Here is a 25439-nt window from a genome sequence, read left to right on the forward strand (position 1 = left end):
GAAGCTCTGGTGTATCTGATGAAGCTACCCTCATCCCCAACCCTTCTCCCTTAACCAGGGAGAAGGGAGCCTATTCCGTGCCAGATCGTAGTTCCGATGTTTCATTGTCTCACCGTACCGCTCCCTTCTCCCTTAACCAGGGCGAAGGGAGCATTGTTTCTTAGTGAATCAAACCCAGACGAACTCTCACGATGCGCTTCAAGGTCCACCAGGCTGAATGAAACGGGCGCATTTTACTCTGCCCAATACGCTCATGATAATCAATATAAACCACGCGCAGCCTGTAACCATGTCTGAGCGGTTTTAATAATAATTCAACCGGCAGAGCAGAGCCACGGGCGGTGAAATTCAGGGCATCGAGCATGGTTTTGCGATATGCGCGCATCCCACTGTGCAGATCACGGAATGTTCTGCAAAACAACAGCGATGCCATGCCCGCAAAAAAGCGATTGGCCAGATAATTCAGCCAGGGCATTGCCACGGGTTTTTGCTCAAGTCTGGACGCGTCCACCAGATCGTAACCCTCCTCAAGAATTAACCGGGCCAGCTCTGGTATTTCATACGCCGGGTAGGTGTTGTCGCAGTCAAGCGTCACTACCACCTCGCGCCTGCTTTCCCGCAGCAGCGCCATCATGGCGGCGCCGTAACCGCGGGGAGGGTATTGGCGAATCACCCGGGCACCCAGTGCCTCGGCAATGGCTGGCGTATTATCCTCGCTGGAATCCACGATAAGGATCTCCGCATCTGGAAGGGCATCCCGAATGGCCTTGATTACCTCAGCCACCGCCTTTTCTTCGTTCATGCTAATCATGCCCACGGTTACCCGTGCTCCCAACGACGTCATAATGACTCCCTGTTATGCCAGCCTCTGCAGCGCCCTGGCCAGATACAATGATTTCTGTGGCGGGTCGCCATTCAGTTCCGTAGCCAGCTGCAGCGCTCGCTCAACGGCCATATCGATATTAATATACTCAAAGCGTGAAAACCGGCCCAGCAGTGAAATACCCTGTGACTGGAACCATTGGCGTACCTCTTGAGCGTGCTCCTCGTAACCATGCTTGTAGACCACATACGACTTTTCCTGGCGATCGATTCGCTCGAAGAGAATATCCTCATCGGACGGTAACAGCTGTCGTTGCTGCAGTCCCTGTCGCGTATGCTGCAAAATCTCTTCGTCGCTGCGATACCATAGCTCCGAGCCTCTGGCGCAGGTGATCTCGGCCTGGATGCTCCAACAGCCTTCTGGCCCGTTCTGGCTGGAAAACGTGCAGGGATAGCTGATGCGATTTACCCAGAATTCCGCTTCAGGAAAATAAACTGCTGTGTATTGATTACGGTCAACACCGCGAATACCGAAGGAAATGATCATCATCGGATTAACAATCAATTGTTCCACCGCGGCATGAATGGCCTGCGGTACTTCCCAGTCGAGGCAGTGTATCAGCTCGTGCACGGGCATCGTGCTGATAATATGATGGTAGTCCCGGCTTTGTCCAAGGTCATCGCGGACGCGCAAACGCTGATCTGCGGTTTTCTCAATTTTGTTGACACGAAAAGTCCGGGTCAGGGGAACGGCTTTTTCCCAGGCCTGACAAATGGCCTGATAGCCGCCTGTTTTCGGGTAGTAATAATATAACTGGTGCCGATACCCTTCTGTGTTATAACCCAGAGACGATTTCAAAATATCCTCAGGGGCTGGATTGGGGATGCGTTCGGCCAGATCCATGGACAACTGCTCAATGGGAATGTTCCATACCTTTTCGTTGTAAGGAAACAGATACCGTGAGCAAAGTCCTTCGCCAAAGGTTTTCAGAAACCACTCGCGCATATTGGCCGGGCTGGCGTACTGCGTTTTATAGGGGTTGAAAATGAAATTATGAATGCAGGCGTAATTATCATCCAGGGGCAGGGAATGCAGATCATTTTCAAAAGGGTATTTGACCAGCCTGTCCTTGAACGCGATTTTATTATTGCGTCGGCAACGATTCACATTGTCGCCCAGGCTGGTCACGATAAAGTCGAGAATCTCCTTGTCACGGGAGAATAAGATATGTGGGCCGTAATCGAAGGTAAAACCCTGCTCGAAAAATGAAGACGCATGGCCACCCACCTGATCGGTTTGTTCGAGAACCTCATGCGCTTCAGTCAGAAAAAGACTGACCGCGAGACCGGACGGACCGGCGCCAATGATACCTATCATGTTACGCTCGTACAGGCTGAAGGCTGATGCTGTCTGATCATCGCCTCTGCAGCCCGGCGGATGGCATCGGCCGAGCGATGCTGACAATGCCAGCCAAGGGCGCGGAGTTTGTCCGTGTTCAGTCTCACAACCGGGACGTCACCGGGCCAGCCTTTGCTGCCCCCGGTGTATTCATAGGGTACAGCATGTGTGATTCCCATACTTTCGATAACAATGTCCGCGATTTCCTTAACGCTTATGCAGTCATCCGACGCGACGTTGTAGACGTCAAATACGCCATTCATACGCTCGTTGACCAGCATTACAGCGCTCACGATATCTTCGATATCAATATAGGATTTCCGCTGCCTGCCATCTCCCAGTATGCGCAGATTTTCGTTCTGCACAGACAGCCGCCTGATAAAATCATAGGCTACCCCGTGCGTCTGTCTTGGGCCTACCACGTTGGCAAAGCGAAAAACGCAGGCACTCATGTCAAACATGTGACAATAACTGGAAATAAAGGCTTCGCCGGCCAGCTTGCTGGCACCATAAGGTGAAACCGGATGCAGATTGCCCTGATCTTCCCGGCTGGCATGCTCGCCCATGTCACCGTAAACACCGCTGCCAGAGGTGTAGATAATCCGTTTGACTCCGGTCAGGCGGGCGGCCTCCAGCACATGCCAGGTTAAAACAATGCCCTCGTTGAAATCAATGGATGGATTTTTAATTGCCTGAGCAATGTCGGCGTTAGAGGCAAAATGCATGACCAGCTCATGGCCCTGCATCGCGTCTGTTAACTGTTCAATGGATTTGGCATCACCAGGCACAATGTGCAGGCGCGCATCGTGAGCGTGATGCTGATAATGCCAGGCCTGACCGTTGGAAAAATTATCAAACACGGTGACGCGTTGTACCTGTTTGTCTCTGAGCAGTGCGTCGATAAAATGGGAGCCGATAAAGCCGGCACCGCCGACAAGAAAAAACGATGTAAATTTGATGACAGACACCTCAATGTGTCCTGCTGACGCAGGTGAATTCCTTCATAGACGGTTACCGAGTGATTTAAAACAAGGCATTCGCCTCAAGCGGCTGTAGGTTGGGCCTTGGCCCAACATGGAACAGGCATTGAGGCTGATTGTTGGGCCAAGGCCCAACCGACTGTATGTGCCTTGTTAAATCATTCGGCGCTTAGCCGCCTTGATTTTGTCTTTCTTTAATTTCAGACAGCGTCTTGCAGTCGATGCACAGTGTGGCGGTCGGACGTGCTTCCAGGCGGCGCAGGCCAATTTCTATACCGCAGGCTTCGCAGTAACCAAAATCTTCGTCACGCAAATGTTCCAGCGCGTCTTCGATTTTCTTGATTAATTTGCGTTCGCGATCACGGGTGCGCAACTCCAGACTGAACTCTTCTTCCTGGCTTGCCCTGTCAGAGGGGTCAGGAAAATTAGCCGCCTCGTCTTTCATATGCGTCACGGTTCGGTCAACTTCTTCCATAAGGGATTGTCGCCATGCAAGCAATATGCTTTCGATATGGTTTAACTGTTTCTCATTCATGTATTCCTCACCCGGTGCTTCCTGGTAAGGGAGAATACCCATGTTGCTAACGGTGTCATTTTTCACGTTGCGTGTTCTCTTGTTGGTTTAGTCATCTAATTGCACACGCCTTAAAAGGCGCATACCTGCAGTCCTTTCTATAAAAAACGATTCGCGCTTCACGTCTTTACAGACCTTTTATTCCACCACTGACGCGATCATGTCCCTGAAAATCTTTCCAGCACTGTACCAGTCTATAACCATAGTCATTGAGCATGGATGTGACAGCCTGCTTCTGGTCGTAGCCGTGTTCGATCAATAATAGCCCGTCTGGCTCCAGTCTCGCAATACTATGTTTAATAATGTGTTCCAGTGCGCTAAGTCCATCCACTCCACTGACCAGAGCCGAGCGTGGTTCGAATCGTAAATCCCCCTGATTCAGGTGCGGATCGTTGGCTGCAATATAAGGGGGATTCGATACAATCGCATGGAAGGTAAGAGGTGATTTAATCTGCTCAAACCAGTCTGAGTAATGGAAGCGAATGTTGTGCAGACCGAGTGTTCTCGCGTTCTCCTCCGCTATTTTTAAGGCTCCCTCGCTGCAGTCACAGGCGCTGATTTGCCAGTCCTGGCGCTCTTTGGCCAAAGCCAGCGCAATGGCGCCACTGCCGGTTCCCAGATCAAGTACACGGGCATTATCCTGATGACTCAGACGCGACAGCATCAGCTCGACCAGCAATTCTGTTTCAGGTCTTGGAATGAGGGTTTCATGGTTAATTTTAAGCGGGAGAGACCAGAATTCACGCGTACCGGTAATGTGCGCGACCGGGGTTCCAAACGAGCGACGGGCTACGTTTTGCTGAAAAATCAGCAGCTGCTGCTTGCTCAACTCTTCTTCCGGGTGTGCATACAGCCAGGCGCGTGTTTTTGACAGGGTATGAGCGAGGAGGATCTCGGCGTCTATACGTGCCGTATCTATAAAGGCTTCCAGCTGCGTTGTTGCCAGGCTCAGCGCACGTTTTACGTCAATCATGGCGTCCAAGCTCGGCAAGCAATTCGGCATGGTATTCGCGCTTTAAGGCATCAATCACGGGGCTCAGATCTCCGGCGACAATTTCATTCAACTGATACAGCGTCAGGTTAATACGGTGATCGGTCAGGCGTCCCTGCGGATAATTGTAAGTGCGGATTCGTTCGGAGCGATCGCCTGAGCCTACCAGCGATTTTCGCGTTTGCGCCTGCTGCTGCCGCTGTTTGCTCTGTTCTGCGTCCAGCAGGCGTGTTTTCAGCAGAGACATGGCCTTGGCCCGGTTCTTGTGCTGCGAGCGCTCGTCCTGACATTCCACGACCACGCCGGTGGGCAGGTGAGTAATACGAATGGCGGAGTCGGTTTTGTTGACGTGCTGACCACCGGCACCAGACGAGCGGTAGGTGTCGATGCGTAACTCGTCCGGGCTGATGTCAATTTCATCGATTTCATCCACTTCAGGCATGATGGCCACAGTGCAGGCTGAGGTATGCACACGGCCCTGGGATTCGGTATCGGGTACACGCTGTACACGATGGGCACCGGATTCAAATTTGAGATGTGAATAAACGGCATTACCACTTACCCGGGCAATAATCTCTTTATATCCACCATGTTCACCGTGACTGGCGCTTACTACCTCTACCTGCCAGCCCTGTGTTTCCGCATAGCGATGGTACATCCTGAACAAATCGCCGGCAAATATAGCGGCTTCGTCACCACCGGTTCCGGCACGTACTTCCAGATAAATATTGCGTGAATCGTCTGGATCTTTGGGGATAAGATGAAACTGCAGTTCCTCATCCAGCGCATCGACTGCGGCTTTGGCCGGCTCGATTTCTTCGGCTGCCATATCGACCATTTCCTGATCACCGCTGTCCAGCAGTTCCTGCACTGATTTGAGGTTTTCCTGGGCATCTATGTAACGGCTGTAACAGGATGCTACCGGTTCAAGCTGGGCGTATTCTTTCGACAGACTGCGAAACTGGTTCTGGTCAGAAATAACGGATGCTTCAGACAGCAGACGGCCTACTTCCTGAAAGCGTTCGAGCATGTGTTGTAATTTGGATTCTAGCGAAGGTTTCATACGATTATGGAGTCACTGGCTGTATTATATAAATAGTGGGAGAGATCAAGCAGCTCTTCCTTACCATCCCAGGCTGCCTGTTTCAGGCCGGCGGTAGGGTTGTGCATGAGTTTATTGACGAGGCGGGTGCAGAATTCACTCAGCACTTCGTTTTGAGGCAGACCGGCTGACAGCCGTGACTGCGCGCGCTGCAGTTCCTGCTGCGCAAGAGACTCCATGTGCGAGCGGTAGTCACAAATCACGCGGTTCGCGCGCAGCGAGCGGTGCCAGCGGATGTAGTTTTCCAGTTCGCAGTCAATCAGTTCTTCTGCCTGCTGCGCGGCGCTTCGACGCTCACTCATGCCTTTATCAATCATGGTTTGCAGATCATCGATGTTGTACAGGTGAACGGAGTCGATGCTACCCACGTCAGGTTCGATGTCACGCGGTACGGCGAGATCGAGGAAAAACATGGTCGCGTTATTACGCTTGCAGAGTGCATGCTCAACGAGGCTCTTATTGATAAAGGGCAGTGGACAGGCCGTGGCGGTGATAACGACATCTGCTTCAGGCAGAACCTGCGGAATATCGCCAATCGTCAGGGCTTCTCCCTGAAATTCCAGAGCCAGTTTTTCGGCGTTTTCACGCGTGCGGCTGGCAATGCGGAACTGGCGAACGCCCTGCTTGTGAAGGTATCTGGCAACCAGCGAAGTGGTTTCACCTGAGCCAATCAGCAGAACATTCAGGGGAGCATAGTTATTACGGAACAGCTGACCAATCAGCTGGACACTGGCATAGGCAATAGACACCGGGCTGGCGCCAATTCCGCTGCGGGTCCGTATGCGTTTGCTGGCGCTGAATATGTATTCAAACACCGAGCGCAGGTTGCTTTTTACGGTGCCGGCAAGGCAGGCCTGCTGATAGGCCTGCTTCATCTGACCAAGAATCTGCGGTTCACCCAGCATCATGGAGTCGAGGCCGCTGGCCACACGAAGCGTGTGGCGAACACCGTTATGACCATGATGCAGGTAAAAATAGGGTGACAATTCTTCTGTATCCAGCTGATTGCTGCGCGTCAGCCATGGAATCAGCGCATTGGGATCGTCAGTATCGCAGTAAATTTCCGTACGGTTACAGGTGGACAGGATGGCTGCTTCGTTCACGGCAGGCAGGCTGACCAGGTCCTGGAGCAATTCATTTTGCATGGCAACAGGCAGTGCGATTGTTTCACGCACGCTGAGGGGAGCTGTTTTATGATTTAGCCCACAGGCAACAAACACCATGCTATCCAGTTTAATAAAGAAAAAGGTTGTGAAATTGTAACCTAAAATATCATTTATTTGTAGATTGATTGACAAATTATGAAATAAACCTCAAGTCTTGATGGCTGTTGCCGATATTAAAACTGATTGTTCTGAAAAGGGGCAGCAGATGGATATTATTTTTCAAGGCATGCACGACACCGAAGAGGTGGCCGAGAATTTTTTGAGCGTGTTGCGATTATTCAAGGAGCGTTATCAAATTGAACATTTTCGCGAAATTCATTTGACTGTTACACTGGTTGATGGCCAGGGTGAGGATGTGGAACTGGTGGACAGTGAAACTTCACAGGTGTATCGTGTATTTGAGGTCTACCGTAAGGGGTATGAGCTGTCAACGGGCCGCGTAAATCGCCCCTCGCTGCAGCTCGTTGTTGATAACACACGTTGATTATGACTATTTTTCTGCCTTTGATGGCATTTGTATTAACCCTGTTGCTGGTGGTTGGTCTGCACGAAGCCGGGCACGCGATCGCGGCACGGATCTGCGGGGTGCGAATCGAGCGGATATCCATTGGTTTTGGCAGACCGCTGCTGAGCAGACGTGACCGCAGTGGCTGTGAGTGGGTGTGGGCTTTGTGGCCTCTGGGCGGCTATGTTCAGCTTCTTAATACGAGGATTCATCCTGTGGATCCCAGCGATTATCCCTTTTGTTTCGACAAAAAGAGCATGAGTGTACGTTGTCTGATTCTCATTTCTGGTATTGTTGCCAATGTGCTGGTGGCCTGGCTGGCGCTTGTTTTGTTTTTCTGGATGGGTTACCAGCAGATGACACCCGTGATTTCGGAGGTCAGGCCAGGCACCTTGATGGCTCAGGCTGGCGTAAGGGCGGGCGATGAACTGGTGTCGCTGGAAGGGCAGAAAACAGATTCGTGGCAACAGGCTGGAATGGAGCTGATTCGAAATTTTGGAAAAAAACAGGTTGTGTTGGAGTTACGTTCGCCGGATCATTCGCTGCGTTTTGTGACAGTGGATTTGAGTGAGCGGTTTTCCGCCAGGGGACGAACCCTGATGTCGTATCTGGGACTGGTTCCTGATCAAGCGCTGCAGCATATATATGCAGTAAAAGGACTGTCTTTTTTGAATGCTCTGGCAGAAGCCAGCAGAAAGACAGGCGATGCCTTTGTTTTTTTTATGATCGTTCTCAAGCAATTATTCACCGGCACGATACCCTTTGCCTTGCTGCTGGGTCCAGTAGGGTTTATTGGTTTGTCTATCAGTTCGTTTGCACAGGGGGTGGCGGTATTTCTGTCTTATATCGCCAATCTGAGCCTGGCTGTTGCCCTGATCAATCTATTGCCGGTTCCCGGGCTTGACGGTGCTTCAATCGTGTATGCCGTAATTGAAAAAATCCGCGGAAAAGCCATGTCGATAGCGTTTGAGGTTTTGTTGTACCGTCTTGCTGTTATTCTGTTTTATATGATCCTGGTGCAGTTGCTGCTGAATGATTTTTTGCGTTATGCGCAGGGAAGTTAGCCAATACCCTTCAATTACGAAGCTCGGCGAAGAAATTCAGGTTAGGCGTTGAACCATGGGTCAGAATAAAGATCGGCATTGATAAGAACTAATCAGCCTGTATAATGCCTTGAAATTCCCAACCACCCATCTTCAGAGAAAATAACATGAAAGATTTTATAAGCGGCAGCAGCTCCTGTTCAAGTATGTTTTCCCCTGCCAGAAGCAATCGGGATGAGTTTATGGATGCAGTCGAGGTTAATGATATTGACAGGCTGAGATTGCTCGATATAGGCGGGCTTGAGTTACAGGATTTTGAGCGGGCATTTGATCTTCTCGAGAGAGCCAACCCAGCCTGGCAGACACTGCCTCTCACCAATATGACCAGAGCCTATATGACAGGCCTGAAAAAAGAAATAGAGGGTATGACAAAACCGTCAGCCAGTCCTGCGCCTTGAAAGCAGCCATGCCCTTTTAAGCACGCGGGCATGGCGCATCAACAGGATTGACAGGCATTGAGCCTGAGCGGAGAAGCCTGTTTTCCTCCATGGATTTCGACCGCGTTGCGGCAGAAAAAAAATGATGGCTCCTGTCTCCTGAGGGCGGTCGAAGTCCACTGGGTGGGCAGAGCATCCTGGATGACCTGGCAGATGATCCAGCCCGGTGAAACTCTCTTTTTTTCTGATGCGAAGCCAGAACCAGTTCGATATTTAAAAACGCAGCCTCCGCGTCTGCGAGCGTTAACCGGGTTCGGGGATCAGGATCAAGCATTCTGTGCAGCGTCTCGTGTATCAGCTTTCGAGCCGGCTCACAAGGCCTGGTGCCGAAGCTGAATAAGGAGCACAGTGATAGGCGCCAGTCGCCTGGCTGGGGAGGCTCGCCTCCGGTTCCTGACTGTTTTTTATACATCTCCGTCACAGCGTCTTCATCGATATACCATATTTCTGCGATAACGCAGGCGAGGGCGAATAAATCCTGGGAAACCTCTTGTCTGGTAAACCCATTGTACTGTTCGGGTGCCAGGTAACCGGGCGTACCCGCCATGGTGTCGTCCCCGCCACGCTTAATACCCAGTCCAAAATCAATAATGTTGACGTCAATCAGGCCGTTGCGCAATATTCTGGCTGTTATGTTTTCAGGCTTGATATCTCGATGTACCAGACCGGCATTGTACACCCAGTGACGATAGGCAGCCAGGAGATTGCGGGTCAGCGTAATCTGCTGGGTGATGCTGAGGACACGTTTGCTTGTATACAGCAGATGGTACAGATCCCTGCCGGGAAACTGTTTCATTACCAGCAGGCTGCTGTTATCGAAAAAAACCGGCCGTTTCATGCGTATCTTGCCACTCTGGTGAGCGATGTTGTATTCGGTATCTGCGTTTGTAACCGGGTGGGATCGGCTGTTATGCAGCTGGTGCTTGATCAGTCGCATTTTTTTCTGCTTTATTTTGCCAAGGTGCCCACGCTGTTTGAGGCCAATCGGTGACAGGGTGCCTTCCACAGGGTAAATATGGCGATCTTTGCCATCTTCAAACGGGCGCAGTTTTTTGATCCACTCAAAGCGTGGCTCTGGCCACTTGCTTTCGCTTCGGCGAGCTATGACATCGTAGTGAAGTGTAAAATCCCACTTTTTACCCAGGATTATATGGCTTCCCGCAGGCCAGACTGTGCGCCCATTTTCATTGTGCTCCTTTTCCAGTGCTTCATACAATCGTCGAGCAATTCGTGGTTTGAGGTTCAGTCTGGTCATGGATTATTCTATCCGCTAATATTTAAATATCTGTGATGATAATTAATTTACTGGATTTTATCTATTCCCTTCTCAACCCAAACGGCTTCAGGATGGAGAGAGGTCGAGCCTGGGCAGGTGCTCATTTTCCTCCATGGATTTTTTTTGCGTTGCAGTAGAAAAAAAGCGATGATTATCGTCGTATGACGCAGGTAGACAGCCACTGGGCGGGCGGGGCATCCTGCGTGTTGCCACAGACGATTCCGCCTGTTGAAAATCTGCTCTTTCCTGCTGCGAATTCAAAATCCGCTCAATATCCAAAAATGCTGCCTCTGCCTCATGGAGTTTTAACCGGGTTTCGGGATTAGGGTCGAGCATGCTGTAGAGCGTTTGGAAAATCTGCTCGCTGGCACTTTGACAGGGCACCACGCCCCTGCCATGCAAAAAGCGCAATAACGCGCGCCAGTCGCCGGGATCCTGTCTGGCGGCCTGCGTCTGATAAATGTTGTCGATTTTGATTATGGAGTCTCGGTTCACGCCCCATATTTCCGCAATAACGCAGGCCAGAGAGAATATATCCTGTGAAACATGCTGCTTTTTTAAGCCCTTGAACAGCTCCGGTGGGAGATACCCATATGTTCCGGCCATGCGGTCGTATGCGCCAGCCTCGGTGCTGAGTCCGAAATCAATGATGTTGACCTCAACCTGGCCATCGCTGTTTAAATCGACTATGATGTTTTCGGGCTTAATATCTCGATGCACCAGGCCAGCGTTGTATACCTGTTGGCGATAGGCTGACAGGAGATTGCGGGTCAGCGTAATCTGCTGGTGAGTTGTGAGGGCAACGGGCGTTTCATAAAGCAGGTTATACAACTCCTTCCCAGGAAACTGTTTCATCACCAGCAGGCTGCCGTTTCTGATGATAACCGGTCGCTTCATGCGTATGTGGCCGCTTAACTGGGCCATGTTATATTCCATATCGGCGTTGGTCAGGGGGTGTTGAGGGCCATTGTGCAGCCGGTGTTTTATCAACCGTGTTTTTTTCAGACCTCGTTTTCCAATATAACCCCGTTTTTTCAAGCCTTTTGGTGTCAAAGTGCCTTCAACAGGGTAGATGTTGAGGTTGCTGTCCTGCTCAAAATTACGTAGTTTTTTGATCCACTCGAAGCGCGGTTCAGCCTGATCGCTCTCGCGCCTGCGGCCTATTACATCGTAGTGAAGCCGGAAAAACCATTTCTTTCCCAGCCTGACACTGGTTCCTGAATGCCAGACTGTGCGGCCGGTTTCGTTATGTTCTTTTTGCAGGGCCTGATAGAGCCTCATAGCAATTCTGGGTTTGATGGTCAGTCCGGCCATGGTGTGTTTCTATCCCGTGATTTTTGAATATCAATGATGATAATTAATTCAGGGAATGTAAACAGTTCACCAGACCTTTTGTATCCTTTACAGTTTACTGACCAGAATCAGGGTATCCACCTGCCCAATGGTTACTTCCAGTTGCCTGAGGCGATCGCGCTGGCTGCTCAGGGTTTTGTTGGTTTCCTCAATCAGAGCTTCGTAGCGTTTGATACGAGGATGGCCTGGTGAGGTGCTGATAAGCGACTCTCGTTTTTTTTGAACCAGGCCTAATTGTTCTTCGAGAGCCAGTATCCCGTCTCTGGCCTTATCATAACACTCTCTGGCTTCGTTATTTAATTGAAGAGCCGACTGGGTCTTTTCCAATATTGTGGATTGAGTAAAAAAGTGATTAGACATATGTTCTCTCTCAGTATCAGTTCCAGGGGCAATTATCAACACGCTAGATAACCAGTATTCCATTGTCGCTTTGAACCCGATTTTCTTCATCCCCAGGTTTTGGCTGGTCTGGCTGGCGCACGTCCAATAAAGACATGGCACCGGTAGTCAGATTTTGACCTCGGGTCAGACTGGCGTCCACACGACGTCTGATGCTGGCTATGTTTCTTTCATCATCGCTGTCGTCGTCACTATCTATCAAAATGGCCTGGGCGCTTTTTTCCGGAAACGATTGGTTTATCGGATCAAGACTTGTTAAAATCAACTTATTTTCACGCAGCTCCAAGGATTCCTTCTCAGTAAGTTTTTGCTGTTCAGACTCATTTTCCTGATTAATGGTCATGGCATTGCGGTACGCTTTCACGTCGCTATTGTACTGTGTGTCGGCTTTGACATATTTCCATTCGTTGTAGATCATTTTGAGTCCAGCCATGGCCAGAACGCTCAGAGAGAACACCGCTGCGGTGAGTAGCAGTGTCGTCAATCCTACCGGGGCGAAAAAGCCAGAGAGGGTTAATGCAATACCGAAAACCGCCAGAAACGCTACGGAGCCCATCAGGATGGGGTACGCATTACGACGTCCAAATGACGTTTCCAGTTTTTTCGGTTTTTTCGGTTCTGCCAAAATGGTAATCGGGTGGTTGACTTTACACAATTCTTTTTTTGTATAATATTCCTGCAGGATCTGTTGCTCTGCATTATTGTGAAAATCAGTAAACAGTCGATTCAAAGACCTTGTGACATCAGATATCAATGCGTGGGCATGATCAATCGTTAGATTACTTTCCAGGGCAGCCTCAACCCTGGCAACAGCATCCCGAACCGGAGTCTGCAAACGATGGTCATCCACAACAGAGCCATGTTCTTCTAAATCCTGGAGTAGACTGTGCAGCCGGAGCAGGTCGAGCGAGGCCAGTTTGCTGCTGTCCCCAAGCGACTCAACATCTCTGCGTACGCTCAGGTAAAGTGCTTCGAGTCGTGTTTGAAAGTGAGGATCCCGGTAAAAATTGACATCTGTACGGGCCTCGCTGTCAAGCTGTGTCAGCAGGTCTTGCGAGTCTTCTCCTGCAAACTCCGCCAGTGCCGCAATGCAAGCGTTTTTTCTGTCCCGGTTGTCCATGTTGCGGCTTTCTGGAAAGCGCGCTTCCAGCTTCGTAAGCTGCTCAGGAGACACGTCTCCACCCGGAAGCAGAGCATCAATAAACTGAGATAAAAACCGGGAGTTGAGTTCACGTTTAATGATGTCAGGGACCTCTGCTTTATCGATATCGTCAAGATGGGAAACCATATCTATCACGATATCGGGGAGCTTTCTTGACCGAGGATCCGGCTCTTTTCTTATAAAACCGGGGTAAGAGAAAAAGGTTACCATGCGGTTATTCGGCGCCAGATTGGTTCCACGAATAATTGCGGCTGTGTATAGGTATGGACGACGCTCAGCAGGAATCGCCTGATTATGGTCATCTCTGACATAAGCCAGAGTAAAACCGCAAAGAACGTCACTGTCATCAAGATAGGCTACGCTGAGACTATTGAAGAGGCGTTTATTTTTACTGTCATCAAGGAGGGCTTCGTTCTCAATAAAATTTGAACTGCATTTAATCAGCTTTTCGCCGAATACACGGCCATCAGGATTTCCCTGACGAAAGGAATATATCGGGTGAGGGTTATTCTCCAGGATGGAGGTGTCTCTGAATCTGGACTTCAGCTCTTCGGCTGGGTAGCGATCGCTGAACCAGCAGGTGCGACCAGCGTCTTTTTCAAAATCGTTCAGGTACTCTTCCCGCGAGGACTGTTCGTTAAGTTCATGTTCGAAGCCCAGTCTCGAGGCAATCTCGGGGTATCTTCCGGAAAAATATTTTATCGGCTGTGGCATGATAATGTCCAAATGATGTTTCTGCTGATAGCCATTATACAGGTCAGGCATTTATATAGCATCAGCTAAGGTGTTCAATATATCACTTAACTGTGCAAAAAGCAACTTATTAGGCGGCCGTTCTTGCCAGACACCATATGTCAACCTGAGTAATCCCAGACGCTTTGAGACTTCGTGCCAGCTCGTTGGCCGTGCTGCCAGTGGTGACCAGATCATCAATCAGGCTGACATGCTGATATCGATTGGGTTTTACCTCAAAGGCCTGATTCAGATTACGGTGTCGTTGTCTGGCATCCAGACCTGCCTGCGGTTCTGTATTACGGATTTTCTGGCACAGATTCGAAATGACGGGTATCGCCAGGCGTTTGCCAAGTAGTTTGCTTAATTCCAGAGCCTGATTAAAGCCGCGTTGCCGCAGGCGTTTTGGGTGCATGGGTACAGGTATCAGACAATCCGGTTGATAATTTTCAGGACAGGACTGCATCATCAAATCCGTGAAAAACGTGCGTAAATATAAGCCGTTCTGGTATTTGAATTCGTGCAGCAGAGAGCGCAGGGGTTCCTCGTAATACCAGGATGTCAGCACGCGATCGAAATAAGGTTTTTGCCTGATGCACTGCCCACAGATACCGGCCTGGCTGTCGGCCAGAGGCAGGGCGCAGTGGCCACAGGCGTTCCTGATTGGTATAAGAAGTTCATGGCAGCGTTTACATACGGCCGTGGCGTGGTTATGATAGTGCCTGCAAAGCGCACAGACTGCGGGTAATCGCAGCCATTGTGCCATATTAGCCATGGTTTGACGCATATTGTTGGACCTGTCCTTGAGTTGATGCCCGCATAATGAATCCGGAAAAAGAAATTTGCAACGCCTTTAATCGCCATGCCTTCGAATACGAACAGGCCGCTAAAGTACAAAACGAAATCGGTGAGCGCCTGTTTGAACGGCTTGATTATCTGAAAATCAATCCACGTTACGTACTGGACTTAGGCTGTGGAACCGGTGTCCTGTCGCGCAGACTGAAAGCAAAATACCCAGATGCCTGTCTGGTCAGCCTTGATCTGGCGTATGCCATGTTGAAGCAGACGGGCAAAAAGCAGCGCCTGTGGCGTAAGTGGCCACTGGTGAATGCCGATATGAATCAGCTGCCATTTTCGGATGCGGTGTTTGACCTGGTGTTTGCCAATCAAGTGATTCACTGGTCAGAGCCCTTGTCACGCGTTATTCAGGAATTAAACCGCGTGATGAAGGCTCAGGGCTGCCTGATGTTTTCCACACTCGGACCTGATACGTTTCTGGAACTGCGGCAGGCCTTTGCCGGAGCTGACGGGTACACTCATACCAATTCGTTCGCTGATATGCATGATGTGGGTGATTGCCTGCTCAGCGAGCGCTTTCTCGATCCGGTCATGGATATGGAACGCCTGACTGTGCATTATCCGGATTTGTCCGCGCTGATACACAATCTGAAGGCGCAGGGTGTTCGCCATATTAATCCAGCCCGCAATCCCGGCCTGACTGGGAGGGGAGTCTGGCAGGCATTTGAAAAAGGGTATCAGGTGTTGCGCACGGCCGAAGGCAAGTATCCTCTAAGCTACGAAGTTGTGTACGGCCACGCATGGAAGGGTGAGCAAAGGCGGGTAGGGGAGACGGTGGAAACCTTTGTGCCGATTAGCGCGATCCAGCTGAAAAAATGAGTCGGCTCTGAACCCCGTCATTGGGAACGCAGTGAATCCTTGACAAAAGCCCCCCCAACACCGCACAGTTAAAGTAAAGTCATGGCGTTAAGGAGTCTTTATGGAGTTTGTCAGTCGTTATGTTTCCCACCAGCCTGATGCTCAGGGTGTGGTTAATTATTCACCAGAGGAACACGGCGTCTGGAAACAGTTATACGAACGGCAGATGGCAATTCTGCCCAATCGCGCCTGCGATGAATTTATGAGTGGTCTCGACAAACTGGCGCTGTCGGCCGACAGCATTCCTCAATTGCCTGACATCAGCCGAAAGCTTCAAGGTATGACTGGCTGGCGTGTGGAGCCTGTTGCGGCCTTGATTTCAGCGCGCGCGTTTTTTGAACTGCTGGCCAATAAAAAATTTCCGGCCGCCACCTTTATCCGCTGCCAGGAAGAATTGAATTACGTGCAGGAACCTGACATTTTTCACGAGCTGTTTGGACACTGCCCCATGCTGACCGATTTGGTGTATGCTGATTTTGTTCATCGCTTTGCGTGCAAGGTGCTGACTCTCCCAGAATCAGACTGGCCGCTGATGCAGCGCTTATTCTGGTTTACGGTCGAGTTTGGCCTGATCCAGACCCGGCAGGGGCTGCGCGCTTACGGTGGCGGTATTTTGTCATCAATCAGCGAAACAGCCTACAGCGTTGAAAGTGACATTCCCATGCGCGTGCTCTTTGAGCCCGTGGTCGCTTTTCGTACGCCCTATCGAATCGACATGTTGCAACGCGTCTATTTTGTTATTCACAGCTATCAGGAGCTGTATGATTTTGTGACGCATAGTACGACAGATTATCTAAGCCGCGCCCGTGAGCTGGGTGAGTTTCCTCCGTTCTTTCCGGCCGATCTGCATAACCCAAGCGTACACATGTTGGCGTGCTAGACGGGCTCTGATTGTAATGACAGCCCAGTCTTGCTAATATCAATATCCCTTTGTGTTCAACTTATTGTTTTACAGTTCCTAATCATCAAGGAGCAGCATTTGATTAAAGTACTGATAGTTGACGATCATGCCTTGGTTAGAATGGGTATTCGCCGACTTTTGGATGATTTATCCGATATGCAGGTTGTTGCTGAGGCAGAAAGTGGTGAAGAAGCTCTGATCCTGGTCAAGACACATAAGCCGGACGTTATTTTGCTGGATATGAAAATGCCCGGTATTGACGGCTGGGAAGTTACGCGCCGCCTAAAAAAATCGAATCCACTGATAAAAATTATTGCTGTAACCGCCGTCTGTGCCGAGCCCCTGCCTTCGCGCGTTCTGCAATTGGGTGCCATGGGTTATTTAACCAAAGAGTCTGGCGTTGAGGAAATGGCCGCAGCGATTCGCAAGGTGGCTAAAGGGGAGCGTTATCTGAGTGCTGAAGTGGCGCAGAAAATGGCTATCAACAGCCTCGAGTCGGTTAAGGACTCTCCCTTTGATGCCTTGTCAGAACGTGAAATGCAGGTCATGTTTATGATTACCACGGGCATGGAAGTCTCTGACATTGCGGAGCGCCTGTTTCTGAGCACCAAAACAGTTAACGGCTACCGATATCGCATGTTTGAAAAACTGAACATCAAAAACGATGTGGAACTGACCTGGCTGGCCATGAAGCATCGCGTAATTGAAAAACCGGCTGATGCCGTTCAAGGTGAGGGATGACCCCCGCGTCATCCCGAACAAAGCGCTAAGCGCAGGAATACATCATGGCCACCGATCTTTCTCTCTTTCTGGCTAATCTCACGTCGGAACCCGGCGTGTATCGTATGTTGGATGCGGACAATAACGTTTTATACGTGGGCAAGGCATCCAATCTGAAAAAACGGGTCAGCAGTTATTTTAATAAACAACAGGATGGCGCCAAGACCCGCTCGCTGGTCAGCCAGATCGTATCCATCGATGTCAGTGTAACCCGTACCGAAACGGAAGCATTACTGCTCGAAAGCACCCTGATTAAGTCCCTGCGCCCTAAATACAACGTCCTGCTGCGTGATGATAAATCCTATCCGTATATTTTTGTGACAACGAATCATAGCTTTCCGCGCATGGAAATCATGCGCAGTAAAAAAAAGCCGAAAACAGGAACCTGTTTTGGTCCCTACCCCAGTACACAGGCTGTGCGGGAAACTCTGAATATCATTCAGAAGGTATTCAGGCTGCGAAACTGTCGCGACAGCTATTTTAATGCGCGCTCCAGACCCTGCCTGCAATACCAGATAAAACGCTGCACGGCGCCTTGCGTAAATTATATTTCAGAGCAGGATTATCAACGCTCCGTGCGCGATGCCCTGCGCTTTCTGCAGGGTAAATGTCAGGTGGTGATTGACGAGCTGGTCAAGCGCATGGAAGAGGCCGTCAGTCGTCTGGCCTATGAAGAAGCGGCCGTGCTGCGCGACCAGATTAAAAGCCTGCGCCTGGTTCAGGAGCAGCAGGGTGTCGTGCATATGCGTGGGGATGCCGATGTGATCAGTTTCGAAGCACGGGCAGGCTTTGCCTGTCTGCAGTGTGTGTCCGTGCGCGACGGTCAGGTCCTGGCCAGCCAGACCTTCTTTCCAGACGTTCCCATAGCCAGTCTGGCAGAGGATAATGCCGACGACATTCGGCAGCAGGTGTTTGAGGCCTTTGTCGCGTATTATTATCTCGATACCGCCGAGCGCATACCTGCCTTATTGATTCTCGAGGAAAGCATCCCTGATCTGGATGTCGTGGCGGCGCTGCTGACGGAGCTGCGTGGAAAAACATGTCGCATTCAGACGCGGACCCGTGGGGTTAAGGAGCGCTGGATGGCTTTTGCCCGCAATAATTTACGCCTGGCTATTGCTGAACACGAATCAGCCTCGGCAACGCTGGCTAAACGATATCAGGCCCTCGATGAGTTGCTGTCGCTTGATGAGCCCATCCGGCGTATGGAGTGTTTTGACATCAGCCATACCCAGGGGACGTCAACGGTGGCTTCCTGCGTGGTTTTCGATAAAGACGGCCCAAAAAAAAGTGATTATCGCCGCTTCAATATCGAAGGTATCACACCCGGAGACGATTACGCTGCCATGGAGCAGGCTTTGACACGACGCTTTAAGCGGCTTTTGCAGGAGAACAATCTTCCTGATCTGTTGATTATTGACGGCGGACTGGGCCAGGTTGGGGTGGCGCGCCGTGTGCTGCAGTCTTTGGGTATTGAGCAGCTTAATATTCTGGGCGTTGCCAAGGGCCCCTCCAGAAAAGCGGGCTGGGAGACGCTGATTCTTGCCGCACAGGGACGGGAAATAACCCTGCCAGACGATTCACCGGCACTGCATTTACTGCAGCATATTCGCGACGAATCGCATCGATTTGCCATTACAGCGCATCGCAGCCGACGGCAAAAATCGTCTCTGGGTTCAAAACTGGAGGATATCGAAGGCGTAGGCCCCAGACGCCGGCAGGCATTGTTGCAGCGCTTTGGCGGCATACAGGATATAGCCAGGGCAACAATTGAGGAGTTAAGCAAGGTAAACGGAATCAGCGCCGATCTGGCGCTGCGAATATTCCAGCATTTTCATCCGGAATAGGGCGGGCAAAGGAGCGTAGCGACGTGCCCACCCACAGGGACTAAAATCTATAAGTCAGGCCAAGAGTAGCCAGAGCGCTTCCCGGGATACCTAAGTGATCGGAGCTGGCTTCTCGCTCATCATAGGCAGAAAACTCGAAGCTGGTGCTCAGGTGACGGTTAATATCATAACTTATGCCGGCACCACCGGTAGCGACCAGGCCACTGGCTGATTCCCGATAGAACGACTGGTTGTCATGTAAATAACTGTACCGGGCATGCATTTGCGCCGCGCCAGCCATAGCATAGATATTGAACGGGCTGTTGTCTGACAGAGGAAGATAGATTTTTCCAACCATGCTCAGGGCATTCAGTGAGGTGTCAATCCCCAAGTTGGGGTTGAAGTTTAACAGAAATCGGGTGGTGCCAAAGCGGGCGTAGTTCACTTCCAGACCAAAATAACGATTGAAATTGAATCCGGCAAAGGCGCGACCTGCAAACTGACTGTCTTCTTTTTTATTGTAGTCCTGTTGCTCCTGCAGGGTGCCCCAGCCTGCACCAAGACCCAGATAAGCGCCGGGTACGGCGGCCTGTGTTAATCCTGACTGAAGAAACAGTGCGGCGGGTAATACCGCCATTTTGATAACCTTATTCATTATTTTTGGTTTCCATTGTTGGTTATTGTTTGGATATTGCGTCGATAAATCATTTCCATTTCCTGCCTGTTGGAGACGCAGGGTTCCATTTTTCACTGATTTTTATCGAAGGCCGATTCTATAGCAGCAGGTAAACAGGGTCAAGTTTTTGAACGCTGGCCTCCGTCAGTAGATACAATTTATACAGATACCCTGTTTTTTTACAAAAAAAATTATTTTTTCCCTAAACTTTTTAATAATTTAACCGAAACAGTATTGACGGGATGCTTTACCTGGTAGAATAAATAATTAAAACAGTGATTTAAGCATAGTTCTTGCATTAAATTACATGGAAACACTTTCAGGGGATTGCGCATGAAGACATTACTACGTTTAAGTGCTTTATTAATACTTTCCGTTAGCGCACATGCTACGCAGTATTATGGGCTGGGACTTTGCGCTTATCCTCAATATGAGTGTATAAAAATTGAGAAGGGTCAGTCCTGGGAAACGCTGTTTCCCGATGAGCAGCAGCGTGACATCGTGCAGCGAATCAACCGCACCTACAATACGTTGTATCCCGGCAAGGAAATCGTTGTGCCGCGGGATATGACCAACAAGACGCTGCTTGATTTTTCTCCGTTTCCCTTAAGCATCAAACCTGATGGGGAATCGCAGATCGTCGTGGATCAGGACAAACTCGCCTGGGGTGCTTATGATCTGTCTGGCCACCTGGTCAAATGGGGCCCAATCTCGTCAGGTCGCGACAAGTGCTCAGACAGTAACAATTCCTGCCGCACCATGACCGGAATTTTCCATGTTTTCAGTAAAGAAGGTGACAAATGTCGTTCAAATGTGTTCCCCATCGGTCGCGGGGGAGCCAAAATGCCGTACTGCATGTATTTCCACAAGGGCTTTGCCCTGCACGGTTCGGATGATATCCCCGGATATCGTGCCAGTCATGGCTGCGTTCGGATGTTTACCCGGGATGCCATCTGGCTGAACCAGGATTTCGTCGTGACCGCCAGCGAACGAAACAATTACGTTGGCACAAGGGTTGTTGTACGTCCACTTTCCAATAAGAGCCAGTGAGGAGCACACAATGAAAACAATAACAAAAAACAGCCGTAATCTGGCGTTGATGTTACTTCTGTGCAGCACTTCCTGTAATCTGATTTATGCTGCCGAGCAGGAAAACAATAACAAAAATCCAATTGGCTGCCTCGATGTAGGGTACCAATACGATATGCATACCCTGCGTCTGTTACCTGAAGATCAAGGGCGTTCTCAGTCGCTCTATTTTCTCTTCAACAAGACTGGCCAGAAAGTGACGCTGTTTCAAATGCGCGAATCGGATAATTCACGCAGCATGTATATGAATCACCAGATTAATCCGGAACAATGGGGTGTTTTGTCTACGTCTGAAAAACAGGTGAAATTTATCTGTACGGTACCAGAAGCCAATTCACGTTACGGTAAAATAGTGGATTGCGCAGAAAGTCTGCGAGTATGCGAATACACAAAAGTGAAATACGGATTGAACAATCGGGGTAATTACTGGTTGGTCAACAGCAATACCAAAAATGGTGCCATCGGGGACGTGGTGCGTTATGGCATTATCCCTGGGGCGTAATCGGTCAGGACCGAGCCATTTTGCTTAAACTATAAAAAGGAACTTGCCATGAAATCACTGTTGCCATGGTTTTGTCTGGTTGCGACTGCCGGTACTCAGGTGGCGCTTGCTGCGGACGGGATTGATGCCTATCGTCAGGGAAACTATACGCTGGCCGCGGAAAATCTTGCCCCTCGGGTTGATAATGATCCCGTGGCGAATTATTACCTCGGGATGATGCGCCTGTATGGTTATGGTGAATTAAAAAATAACACCATGGCGCTGCGTTATTTTACCGAGTCAGCAAACAAAGGATTTTTGCCGGCACAGCAGTTACTGGCTAACTACTACCTTGATGAGGCAAAAAATCCTGAACTGGCTCTGCAATGGTATAAAAAGGCCGCCGAGAAAAATGATATAGCCGCCCAGATGTATTGCGCGGCAGCCTATCAGTTTGGTTATGGCGCCAAAAAAAATACCGACACGGCAAGACGGTATTTCATTGATGCCGCAAAAAATGGTAATGACATAGCTCAGTATGCGCTGGGCATGCAGTTTCTTGAAAGCCGTGACAGCCGCAACAAAAAAATGGGCGTGATCTGGCTGAGCAAATCAGCAGACAAAGGCAACATCAAGGCTCAATATGAGCTCGGACAAATGTACGCAACCGGCGGCGTTGTAGCGCAGGATTCTGTCAAGGCAAAAGCCCTGCTCGAAGGAGCTGCCAGTAAAAATTACATACCCGCGATGCTGTCTCTTGGGAATATGGCAGCCAAAGAAGGCGATTTTCAGACAGCAAAAGACTGGCTGAGCCGGGCAGCTGACTCCAAAAATCCGGACGCTCAACGCAGTCTTGCCAGCCTGTACCTTGATGACAAGGGACCCTTCTATAACAGTCAGACCGGCGTCTCATTACTGACAGAGGCGGCCAGACAGGGCTCGTCTGATGCGCAACTGGCTCTTTCCAGACTCTACAAAGAAGGTAAAGGCGTTGAGGCGAACAGTGAACTGGCCACTAAGTGGGCCGATGCGGCAGCCAAATCTTCGTCTGCGAAAACGCCATCAGCCGATGTCAGTGTTCAGGTTGCCAACTGGCTCAGTAACGACACCAGCAATAATATTTCGCAGGGGGCCTATCGTCTTGGCGGTATTTATACGGATTGGCATAATCCCTCTGCCCTGCAGCAAAACACATACAATCAGTCACCGCAGATGGATGTCATTACCCGCAAGGCTCTGTACAAACCCCAGTTTGTGACAGTAAAACCTGCTGAAGTGCCTATTAACGATTACTTTAATGTCCTCGCGCCCAATCTTGCCGGAATTCAGCCGGCCAAATGGCATTATCCCCGTTACCCTATGGATAGCGACATTGAGGCTCTGCAACGCAACGACTCACGGGTGCTGAATCATGATACAGGCAAACCCATGGTTGACACTGAGACAACCTATGTCAGCGAATATAAAGTAGAGCCCTTTGATTATTTTGCTGAAAAATCGGAAGGCTGGGAGCGCGCCGCCAATTATCAGGCCGTACTCAGCCGTTTGTACGGTCAGGCAATTCTGGGTAATCCCGAGGCACAGTTCAACCTTGGACAGCTGTACCAGTATGGTATTGGCGTGGTCAAGAGCCCCGAGCAGGCCATTACCTATTTCCAACTGGCTGCCGAGCAGCAGGACGTGCAGGCTGAATATAATCTGGGTCTGATTTATCTTGAAGGGCAGACGACACCGGTTGATTACCAGAAAGGGATAGACTGGATGACGGACGCCGCCTTTAAGGGCAATCCCTACGCTCAGTATGTTCTGGCTAATATTTACGAAAACGGCCTGACCGATCAGGCCGGAGCGGTTGTCATTGCTCCTGATCATCAACAGGCCATGTCCATGTACTATCTGGCGTCTGCCAATCATTTTGCTGATGCAGAATACCGACTGGCAGATCTGTTTGTGAAAGAGAAAACAGCCGGTTTGAGTGTGGTTGCTCAGGAGAATCGCAATAAATTAATCAAGCGTCTCTATCAGAGCGCGGCCAATCAGGGCGTTGCCGAAGCAGTACTGCCACTGGCGTTTTACGATGCCATGGACAGTGATCCTGTGAAACAGAGCCATGCCTTTGATGTGGCAAGGCAGGAAGCCCGTGCCGGCGATCCGATGGCGGCACTTTTGCTGGCGATGATGTACGAGCGGGGAATTTCGGTACCTGCTGATCAGGTTGAGGCGATTTACTGGTATCAACAGGCCGGAAAGAATCCCGTCAGTCAGTTTGTGCTGGGAACGTATTTCAGCGAAGGCATTGGTTTGACCAAGGACAGCGACAAGGGGCGTGATTTGCTGCAGCAGGCTGCTAATGCCGGCTTTTCCTACGCCAACCTGAATCTGGCTGTTTTGAATCATGAAAACGGCCAGGCCTTCCTTGATGAATTGGAGAAAGCCCGTCAGGCCGGAAACAGCAAGGCCGGTCTTCTGCTGGCTGATTACTACTTACTGGAAGCCAATAATCCCGAAAAAATGAAGCAGGCCAGCGATATTTATCAATATCTGGCACAGAAGGGTAACAGAGACGCGCAACTGAAGCTGGCATTTTTGCTGGAACGCGGCCTGGGTGGGGTGGCTAATAATGAGCAGGCAGCCCAATGGTATACCCTTGCTGCAGAGCAAGGTCAGCCAGTTGCTCAATACCTCCTCGCTCAGATGTATCAAATGGGTCGCGTTGGAGCTGAGCCAGATTATGCTGAAACCAAAAAATGGTATAAAGCGGCGCAGGCACAGTTTCCTCAGGCATCCGTTGCTCTGGGCTTTGTTCAGGAAACAGTTGATAATGATTATGCCAGCGCCATGCAGAATTATCAGCGTGCTGCGGAGACAGGCGATGCCATTGCCCAGTATAACCTGGGCTTAATCTATGAGAACGGCAAAGGTGTGCCTGTCGATAATAAAAAGGCCATGATACTGTTTGAGAAGTCTGCTCAGCAGGGGCATGCCAGGTCAATGACGCAGCTGGCTGGTTTATACTTCAAAGGTCAGGACGGCAAGCGTGATGATCAGCAGGCCCTGTACTGGTATAAGAAAGCAGCGAGCCTCGGTGAAAGCGGTGCCTTGTATCAACTGGGTCTGTTTTCAGAAACGGGCGTTATCATACCGCTGAACTTCCCTGATGCGCTGAGTTTTTACCAGCAATCGGCTGATCATGGTAACGATAAGGCCAAACTGGCACTGGCGCGCATGTACCAATACGGACATGGCACAACTAAGGATTATCAGCATGCGGTTGATATTTACAAAGAGCTGGCTTCCCGAAATAACGCCTACGCTCAGTATCAGCTGGCGGTGATTTACATCGAAGGGCATCTGGGACAGCGTCAGCTGCAACAGGGCCGCGAGCTGCTGGTGAAAGCCGATGCCAATGGTAATCCGGAAGCAGGAAAAATGCTGCAATGGCTGGATGCTCAGCAGCAGCCCAAAGTCAGTTTCATTGAACCCATACCTGCTCAGGCTGTAGCCGTTCGTACCGGCCAGCAACCCGACATGATGTATATGGAGGCAATAAACGAATGGAATCGTGGCGATGAAACTCTATCGCGCCTGATTTTAAACCGGCTGGTTAAAACCTACCCGAATTATGATCCAGCCCGACAGGCTGTTGAGCAATTGAATCAGCAGGAGCGAGAAACGGGTAAAACGGTGGGTTGATACCGCAGGGGGCGTCCAATTAGCCTTACGTTTTTCCAGACACACTAAGCTGTGTCGTCAGGAGTCAACTCCTCAAAGCCTACGTCCCGCGGCTCGTCCGCGGGACGTAGGGATAGGGGAAATAAAAACAGCAGGAATATCAGATTTTATAATACGTGACGACACGGCCTGGCGAGTTAAGAAAAACGTAAGGCTAAAAGGAGCAATAGCAGCTTGCCCACCCGCTCGCTATGATATGTTTAATAAGATAAAGCCCGAAGCATCCCGAACCAGTGT

At 50.2% G+C, this 25439-nt stretch carries 23 protein-coding genes; 10 read left to right on the plus strand and 13 right to left on the minus strand.

What is annotated here, in order from left to right; all coding sequences use genetic code 11:
- Positions 1–160 precede the first annotated feature (160 nt).
- From ACQUTA_RS10390 to hemA, 7 genes are all read right to left on the minus strand, one after another.
- Positions 161–844: a glycosyltransferase gene (locus tag ACQUTA_RS10390; protein WP_444988180.1), complete on the minus strand. Its 684-nt coding sequence runs from the start codon at positions 842–844 to the stop codon at positions 161–163.
- A 12-nt stretch (positions 845–856) separates the two neighbouring features.
- Positions 857–2200: a protoporphyrinogen/coproporphyrinogen oxidase gene (locus ACQUTA_RS10395; protein WP_444988181.1), complete on the minus strand. Its 1344-nt coding sequence runs from the start codon at positions 2198–2200 to the stop codon at positions 857–859.
- On the minus strand, positions 2197–3189 hold the full coding sequence (locus ACQUTA_RS10400; RefSeq protein WP_444988182.1) for an NAD-dependent epimerase/dehydratase family protein: 993 nt from the start codon (positions 3187–3189) through the stop codon (positions 2197–2199). The genes ACQUTA_RS10395 and ACQUTA_RS10400 overlap by 4 nt, the downstream gene beginning before the upstream one ends.
- A gap of 181 nt (positions 3190–3370) precedes the next feature.
- On the minus strand, positions 3371–3778 hold the full coding sequence (gene dksA / locus ACQUTA_RS10405) for an RNA polymerase-binding protein DksA (RefSeq protein ID WP_444988223.1): 408 nt from the start codon (positions 3776–3778) through the stop codon (positions 3371–3373).
- Positions 3779–3902: 124 nt separating this feature from the next.
- Complete coding sequence (gene prmC / locus ACQUTA_RS10410) at positions 3903–4748, minus strand: peptide chain release factor N(5)-glutamine methyltransferase (RefSeq protein ID WP_444988183.1); 846 nt, start codon at positions 4746–4748, stop codon at positions 3903–3905.
- The gene (prfA, locus tag ACQUTA_RS10415; RefSeq protein ID WP_444988184.1) at positions 4741–5829 is read right to left on the minus strand and encodes a peptide chain release factor 1; all 1089 of its coding nucleotides are present in this window, start codon (positions 5827–5829) and stop codon (positions 4741–4743) included. The genes prmC and prfA overlap by 8 nt, the downstream gene beginning before the upstream one ends.
- A complete protein-coding gene (hemA, locus tag ACQUTA_RS10420; RefSeq protein ID WP_444988185.1) occupies positions 5826–7091 on the minus strand; it encodes a glutamyl-tRNA reductase in 1266 nt (421 codons plus the stop codon). The genes prfA and hemA overlap by 4 nt, the downstream gene beginning before the upstream one ends.
- Positions 7092–7239: 148 nt before the next feature.
- On the opposite strand from hemA, the gene ACQUTA_RS10425 reads away from it, so the two are divergent.
- The 3 genes from ACQUTA_RS10425 (at position 7240) to ACQUTA_RS10435 (ending at position 9040) form a co-directional block, all read left to right on the plus strand.
- Positions 7240–7518: a hypothetical protein gene (locus ACQUTA_RS10425; protein WP_444988186.1), complete on the plus strand. Its 279-nt coding sequence runs from the start codon at positions 7240–7242 to the stop codon at positions 7516–7518.
- Positions 7519–7520: 2 nt separating this feature from the next.
- Positions 7521–8603, plus strand: a complete 1083-nt coding sequence (locus tag ACQUTA_RS10430; RefSeq protein ID WP_444988187.1) for a M50 family metallopeptidase — start codon at positions 7521–7523, stop codon at positions 8601–8603.
- 146 nt (positions 8604–8749) lie between these two features.
- Complete coding sequence (locus ACQUTA_RS10435) at positions 8750–9040, plus strand: hypothetical protein (protein ID WP_444988188.1); 291 nt, start codon at positions 8750–8752, stop codon at positions 9038–9040.
- A 16-nt stretch (positions 9041–9056) separates the two neighbouring features.
- Here the strand turns inward: ACQUTA_RS10435 and ACQUTA_RS10440 are convergent, their stop codons facing one another.
- The 5 genes from ACQUTA_RS10440 to ACQUTA_RS10460 all read right to left on the minus strand — a co-directional run bounded on the left by ACQUTA_RS10440 (position 9057) and on the right by ACQUTA_RS10460 (position 14788).
- Positions 9057–10334 carry a protein kinase domain-containing protein gene (locus tag ACQUTA_RS10440; RefSeq protein ID WP_444988189.1) on the minus strand — a complete coding sequence of 426 codons (1278 nt, stop codon included), beginning with the start codon at positions 10332–10334 and terminating at the stop codon, positions 9057–9059.
- 87 nt (positions 10335–10421) lie between these two features.
- Complete coding sequence (locus tag ACQUTA_RS10445) at positions 10422–11669, minus strand: protein kinase domain-containing protein (protein WP_444988190.1); 1248 nt, start codon at positions 11667–11669, stop codon at positions 10422–10424.
- 87 nt (positions 11670–11756) lie between these two features.
- A complete protein-coding gene (locus ACQUTA_RS10450; RefSeq protein WP_444988191.1) occupies positions 11757–12068 on the minus strand; it encodes a hypothetical protein in 312 nt (103 codons plus the stop codon).
- A gap of 43 nt (positions 12069–12111) precedes the next feature.
- Entirely contained in the window at positions 12112–13983 is a 1872-nt protein-coding gene (locus ACQUTA_RS10455) for a hypothetical protein (protein WP_444988193.1), read from the minus strand.
- Positions 13984–14092: 109 nt separating this feature from the next.
- Positions 14093–14788, minus strand: coding sequence for a ComF family protein (locus tag ACQUTA_RS10460; RefSeq protein WP_444988194.1), 696 nt, complete (start codon positions 14786–14788; stop codon positions 14093–14095).
- Positions 14789–14823: 35 nt separating this feature from the next.
- On the opposite strand from ACQUTA_RS10460, the gene bioC reads away from it, so the two are divergent.
- The 4 genes from bioC to uvrC all read left to right on the plus strand — a co-directional run bounded on the left by bioC (position 14824) and on the right by uvrC (position 19245).
- Positions 14824–15678: a malonyl-ACP O-methyltransferase BioC gene (gene bioC / locus ACQUTA_RS10465; RefSeq protein WP_444988195.1), complete on the plus strand. Its 855-nt coding sequence runs from the start codon at positions 14824–14826 to the stop codon at positions 15676–15678.
- 100 nt (positions 15679–15778) lie between these two features.
- On the plus strand, positions 15779–16597 hold the full coding sequence (gene phhA / locus ACQUTA_RS10470; RefSeq protein WP_444988196.1) for a phenylalanine 4-monooxygenase: 819 nt from the start codon (positions 15779–15781) through the stop codon (positions 16595–16597).
- 99 nt (positions 16598–16696) lie between these two features.
- Positions 16697–17359 carry a two-component system response regulator LetA gene (gene letA / locus ACQUTA_RS10475; RefSeq protein WP_444988197.1) on the plus strand — a complete coding sequence of 221 codons (663 nt, stop codon included), beginning with the start codon at positions 16697–16699 and terminating at the stop codon, positions 17357–17359.
- A gap of 44 nt (positions 17360–17403) precedes the next feature.
- Complete coding sequence (uvrC, locus tag ACQUTA_RS10480; RefSeq protein WP_444988198.1) at positions 17404–19245, plus strand: excinuclease ABC subunit UvrC; 1842 nt, start codon at positions 17404–17406, stop codon at positions 19243–19245.
- A gap of 40 nt (positions 19246–19285) precedes the next feature.
- Here uvrC and ACQUTA_RS10485 read toward each other — a convergent pair whose 3' ends face one another.
- Entirely contained in the window at positions 19286–19879 is a 594-nt protein-coding gene (locus tag ACQUTA_RS10485) for an outer membrane beta-barrel protein (protein ID WP_444988199.1), read from the minus strand.
- Positions 19880–20233: 354 nt separating this feature from the next.
- Between ACQUTA_RS10485 and ACQUTA_RS10490 the strand changes: the two genes are divergently transcribed.
- From ACQUTA_RS10490 to ACQUTA_RS10500, 3 genes are read left to right on the plus strand one after another with little or no spacing between them, the layout of a single operon-like run.
- Positions 20234–20950 (plus strand): L,D-transpeptidase, encoded by a 717-nt coding sequence (locus ACQUTA_RS10490; protein WP_444988200.1) that lies wholly within the window; start codon positions 20234–20236, stop codon positions 20948–20950.
- Between the two features lie 10 nt (positions 20951–20960).
- Positions 20961–21491 carry an endopeptidase IV gene (locus tag ACQUTA_RS10495; RefSeq protein ID WP_444988201.1) on the plus strand — a complete coding sequence of 177 codons (531 nt, stop codon included), beginning with the start codon at positions 20961–20963 and terminating at the stop codon, positions 21489–21491.
- Between the two features lie 48 nt (positions 21492–21539).
- Positions 21540–25163 (plus strand): tetratricopeptide repeat protein, encoded by a 3624-nt coding sequence (locus tag ACQUTA_RS10500; RefSeq protein WP_444988202.1) that lies wholly within the window; start codon positions 21540–21542, stop codon positions 25161–25163.
- Positions 25164–25439: the final 276 nt, after the last annotated feature.

The organism is Legionella navarrensis (genome assembly GCF_052527415.1).

What these genes read in the sequence shown, in the direction of transcription:
- ACQUTA_RS10490 (WP_444988200.1), top strand. Translation starts at nt 20,234, where the DNA reads ATGAAGACATTACTACGTTTAAGTGCTTTATTAATACTTTCCGTTAGC.
- ACQUTA_RS10390 (WP_444988180.1), bottom strand. Translation starts at nt 844, where the DNA reads ATGACGTCGTTGGGAGCACGGGTAACCGTGGGCATGATTAGCATGAAC.
- ACQUTA_RS10450 (WP_444988191.1), bottom strand. Translation starts at nt 12,068, where the DNA reads ATGTCTAATCACTTTTTTACTCAATCCACAATATTGGAAAAGACCCAG.
- uvrC (WP_444988198.1), top strand. Translation starts at nt 17,404, where the DNA reads ATGGCCACCGATCTTTCTCTCTTTCTGGCTAATCTCACGTCGGAACCC.
- ACQUTA_RS10430 (WP_444988187.1), top strand. Translation starts at nt 7,521, where the DNA reads ATGACTATTTTTCTGCCTTTGATGGCATTTGTATTAACCCTGTTGCTG.
- ACQUTA_RS10495 (WP_444988201.1), top strand. Translation starts at nt 20,961, where the DNA reads ATGAAAACAATAACAAAAAACAGCCGTAATCTGGCGTTGATGTTACTT.
- ACQUTA_RS10440 (WP_444988189.1), bottom strand. Translation starts at nt 10,334, where the DNA reads ATGACCAGACTGAACCTCAAACCACGAATTGCTCGACGATTGTATGAA.
- prfA (WP_444988184.1), bottom strand. Translation starts at nt 5,829, where the DNA reads ATGAAACCTTCGCTAGAATCCAAATTACAACACATGCTCGAACGCTTT.
- ACQUTA_RS10500 (WP_444988202.1), top strand. Translation starts at nt 21,540, where the DNA reads ATGAAATCACTGTTGCCATGGTTTTGTCTGGTTGCGACTGCCGGTACT.
- phhA (WP_444988196.1), top strand. Translation starts at nt 15,779, where the DNA reads ATGGAGTTTGTCAGTCGTTATGTTTCCCACCAGCCTGATGCTCAGGGT.
- ACQUTA_RS10445 (WP_444988190.1), bottom strand. Translation starts at nt 11,669, where the DNA reads ATGGCCGGACTGACCATCAAACCCAGAATTGCTATGAGGCTCTATCAG.
- ACQUTA_RS10485 (WP_444988199.1), bottom strand. Translation starts at nt 19,879, where the DNA reads ATGAATAAGGTTATCAAAATGGCGGTATTACCCGCCGCACTGTTTCTT.
- ACQUTA_RS10455 (WP_444988193.1), bottom strand. Translation starts at nt 13,983, where the DNA reads ATGCCACAGCCGATAAAATATTTTTCCGGAAGATACCCCGAGATTGCC.
- ACQUTA_RS10460 (WP_444988194.1), bottom strand. Translation starts at nt 14,788, where the DNA reads ATGCGTCAAACCATGGCTAATATGGCACAATGGCTGCGATTACCCGCA.
- ACQUTA_RS10395 (WP_444988181.1), bottom strand. Translation starts at nt 2,200, where the DNA reads ATGATAGGTATCATTGGCGCCGGTCCGTCCGGTCTCGCGGTCAGTCTT.
- ACQUTA_RS10425 (WP_444988186.1), top strand. Translation starts at nt 7,240, where the DNA reads ATGGATATTATTTTTCAAGGCATGCACGACACCGAAGAGGTGGCCGAG.
- dksA (WP_444988223.1), bottom strand. Translation starts at nt 3,778, where the DNA reads ATGGGTATTCTCCCTTACCAGGAAGCACCGGGTGAGGAATACATGAAT.
- bioC (WP_444988195.1), top strand. Translation starts at nt 14,824, where the DNA reads ATGAATCCGGAAAAAGAAATTTGCAACGCCTTTAATCGCCATGCCTTC.
- hemA (WP_444988185.1), bottom strand. Translation starts at nt 7,091, where the DNA reads ATGGTGTTTGTTGCCTGTGGGCTAAATCATAAAACAGCTCCCCTCAGC.
- prmC (WP_444988183.1), bottom strand. Translation starts at nt 4,748, where the DNA reads ATGATTGACGTAAAACGTGCGCTGAGCCTGGCAACAACGCAGCTGGAA.
- ACQUTA_RS10435 (WP_444988188.1), top strand. Translation starts at nt 8,750, where the DNA reads ATGAAAGATTTTATAAGCGGCAGCAGCTCCTGTTCAAGTATGTTTTCC.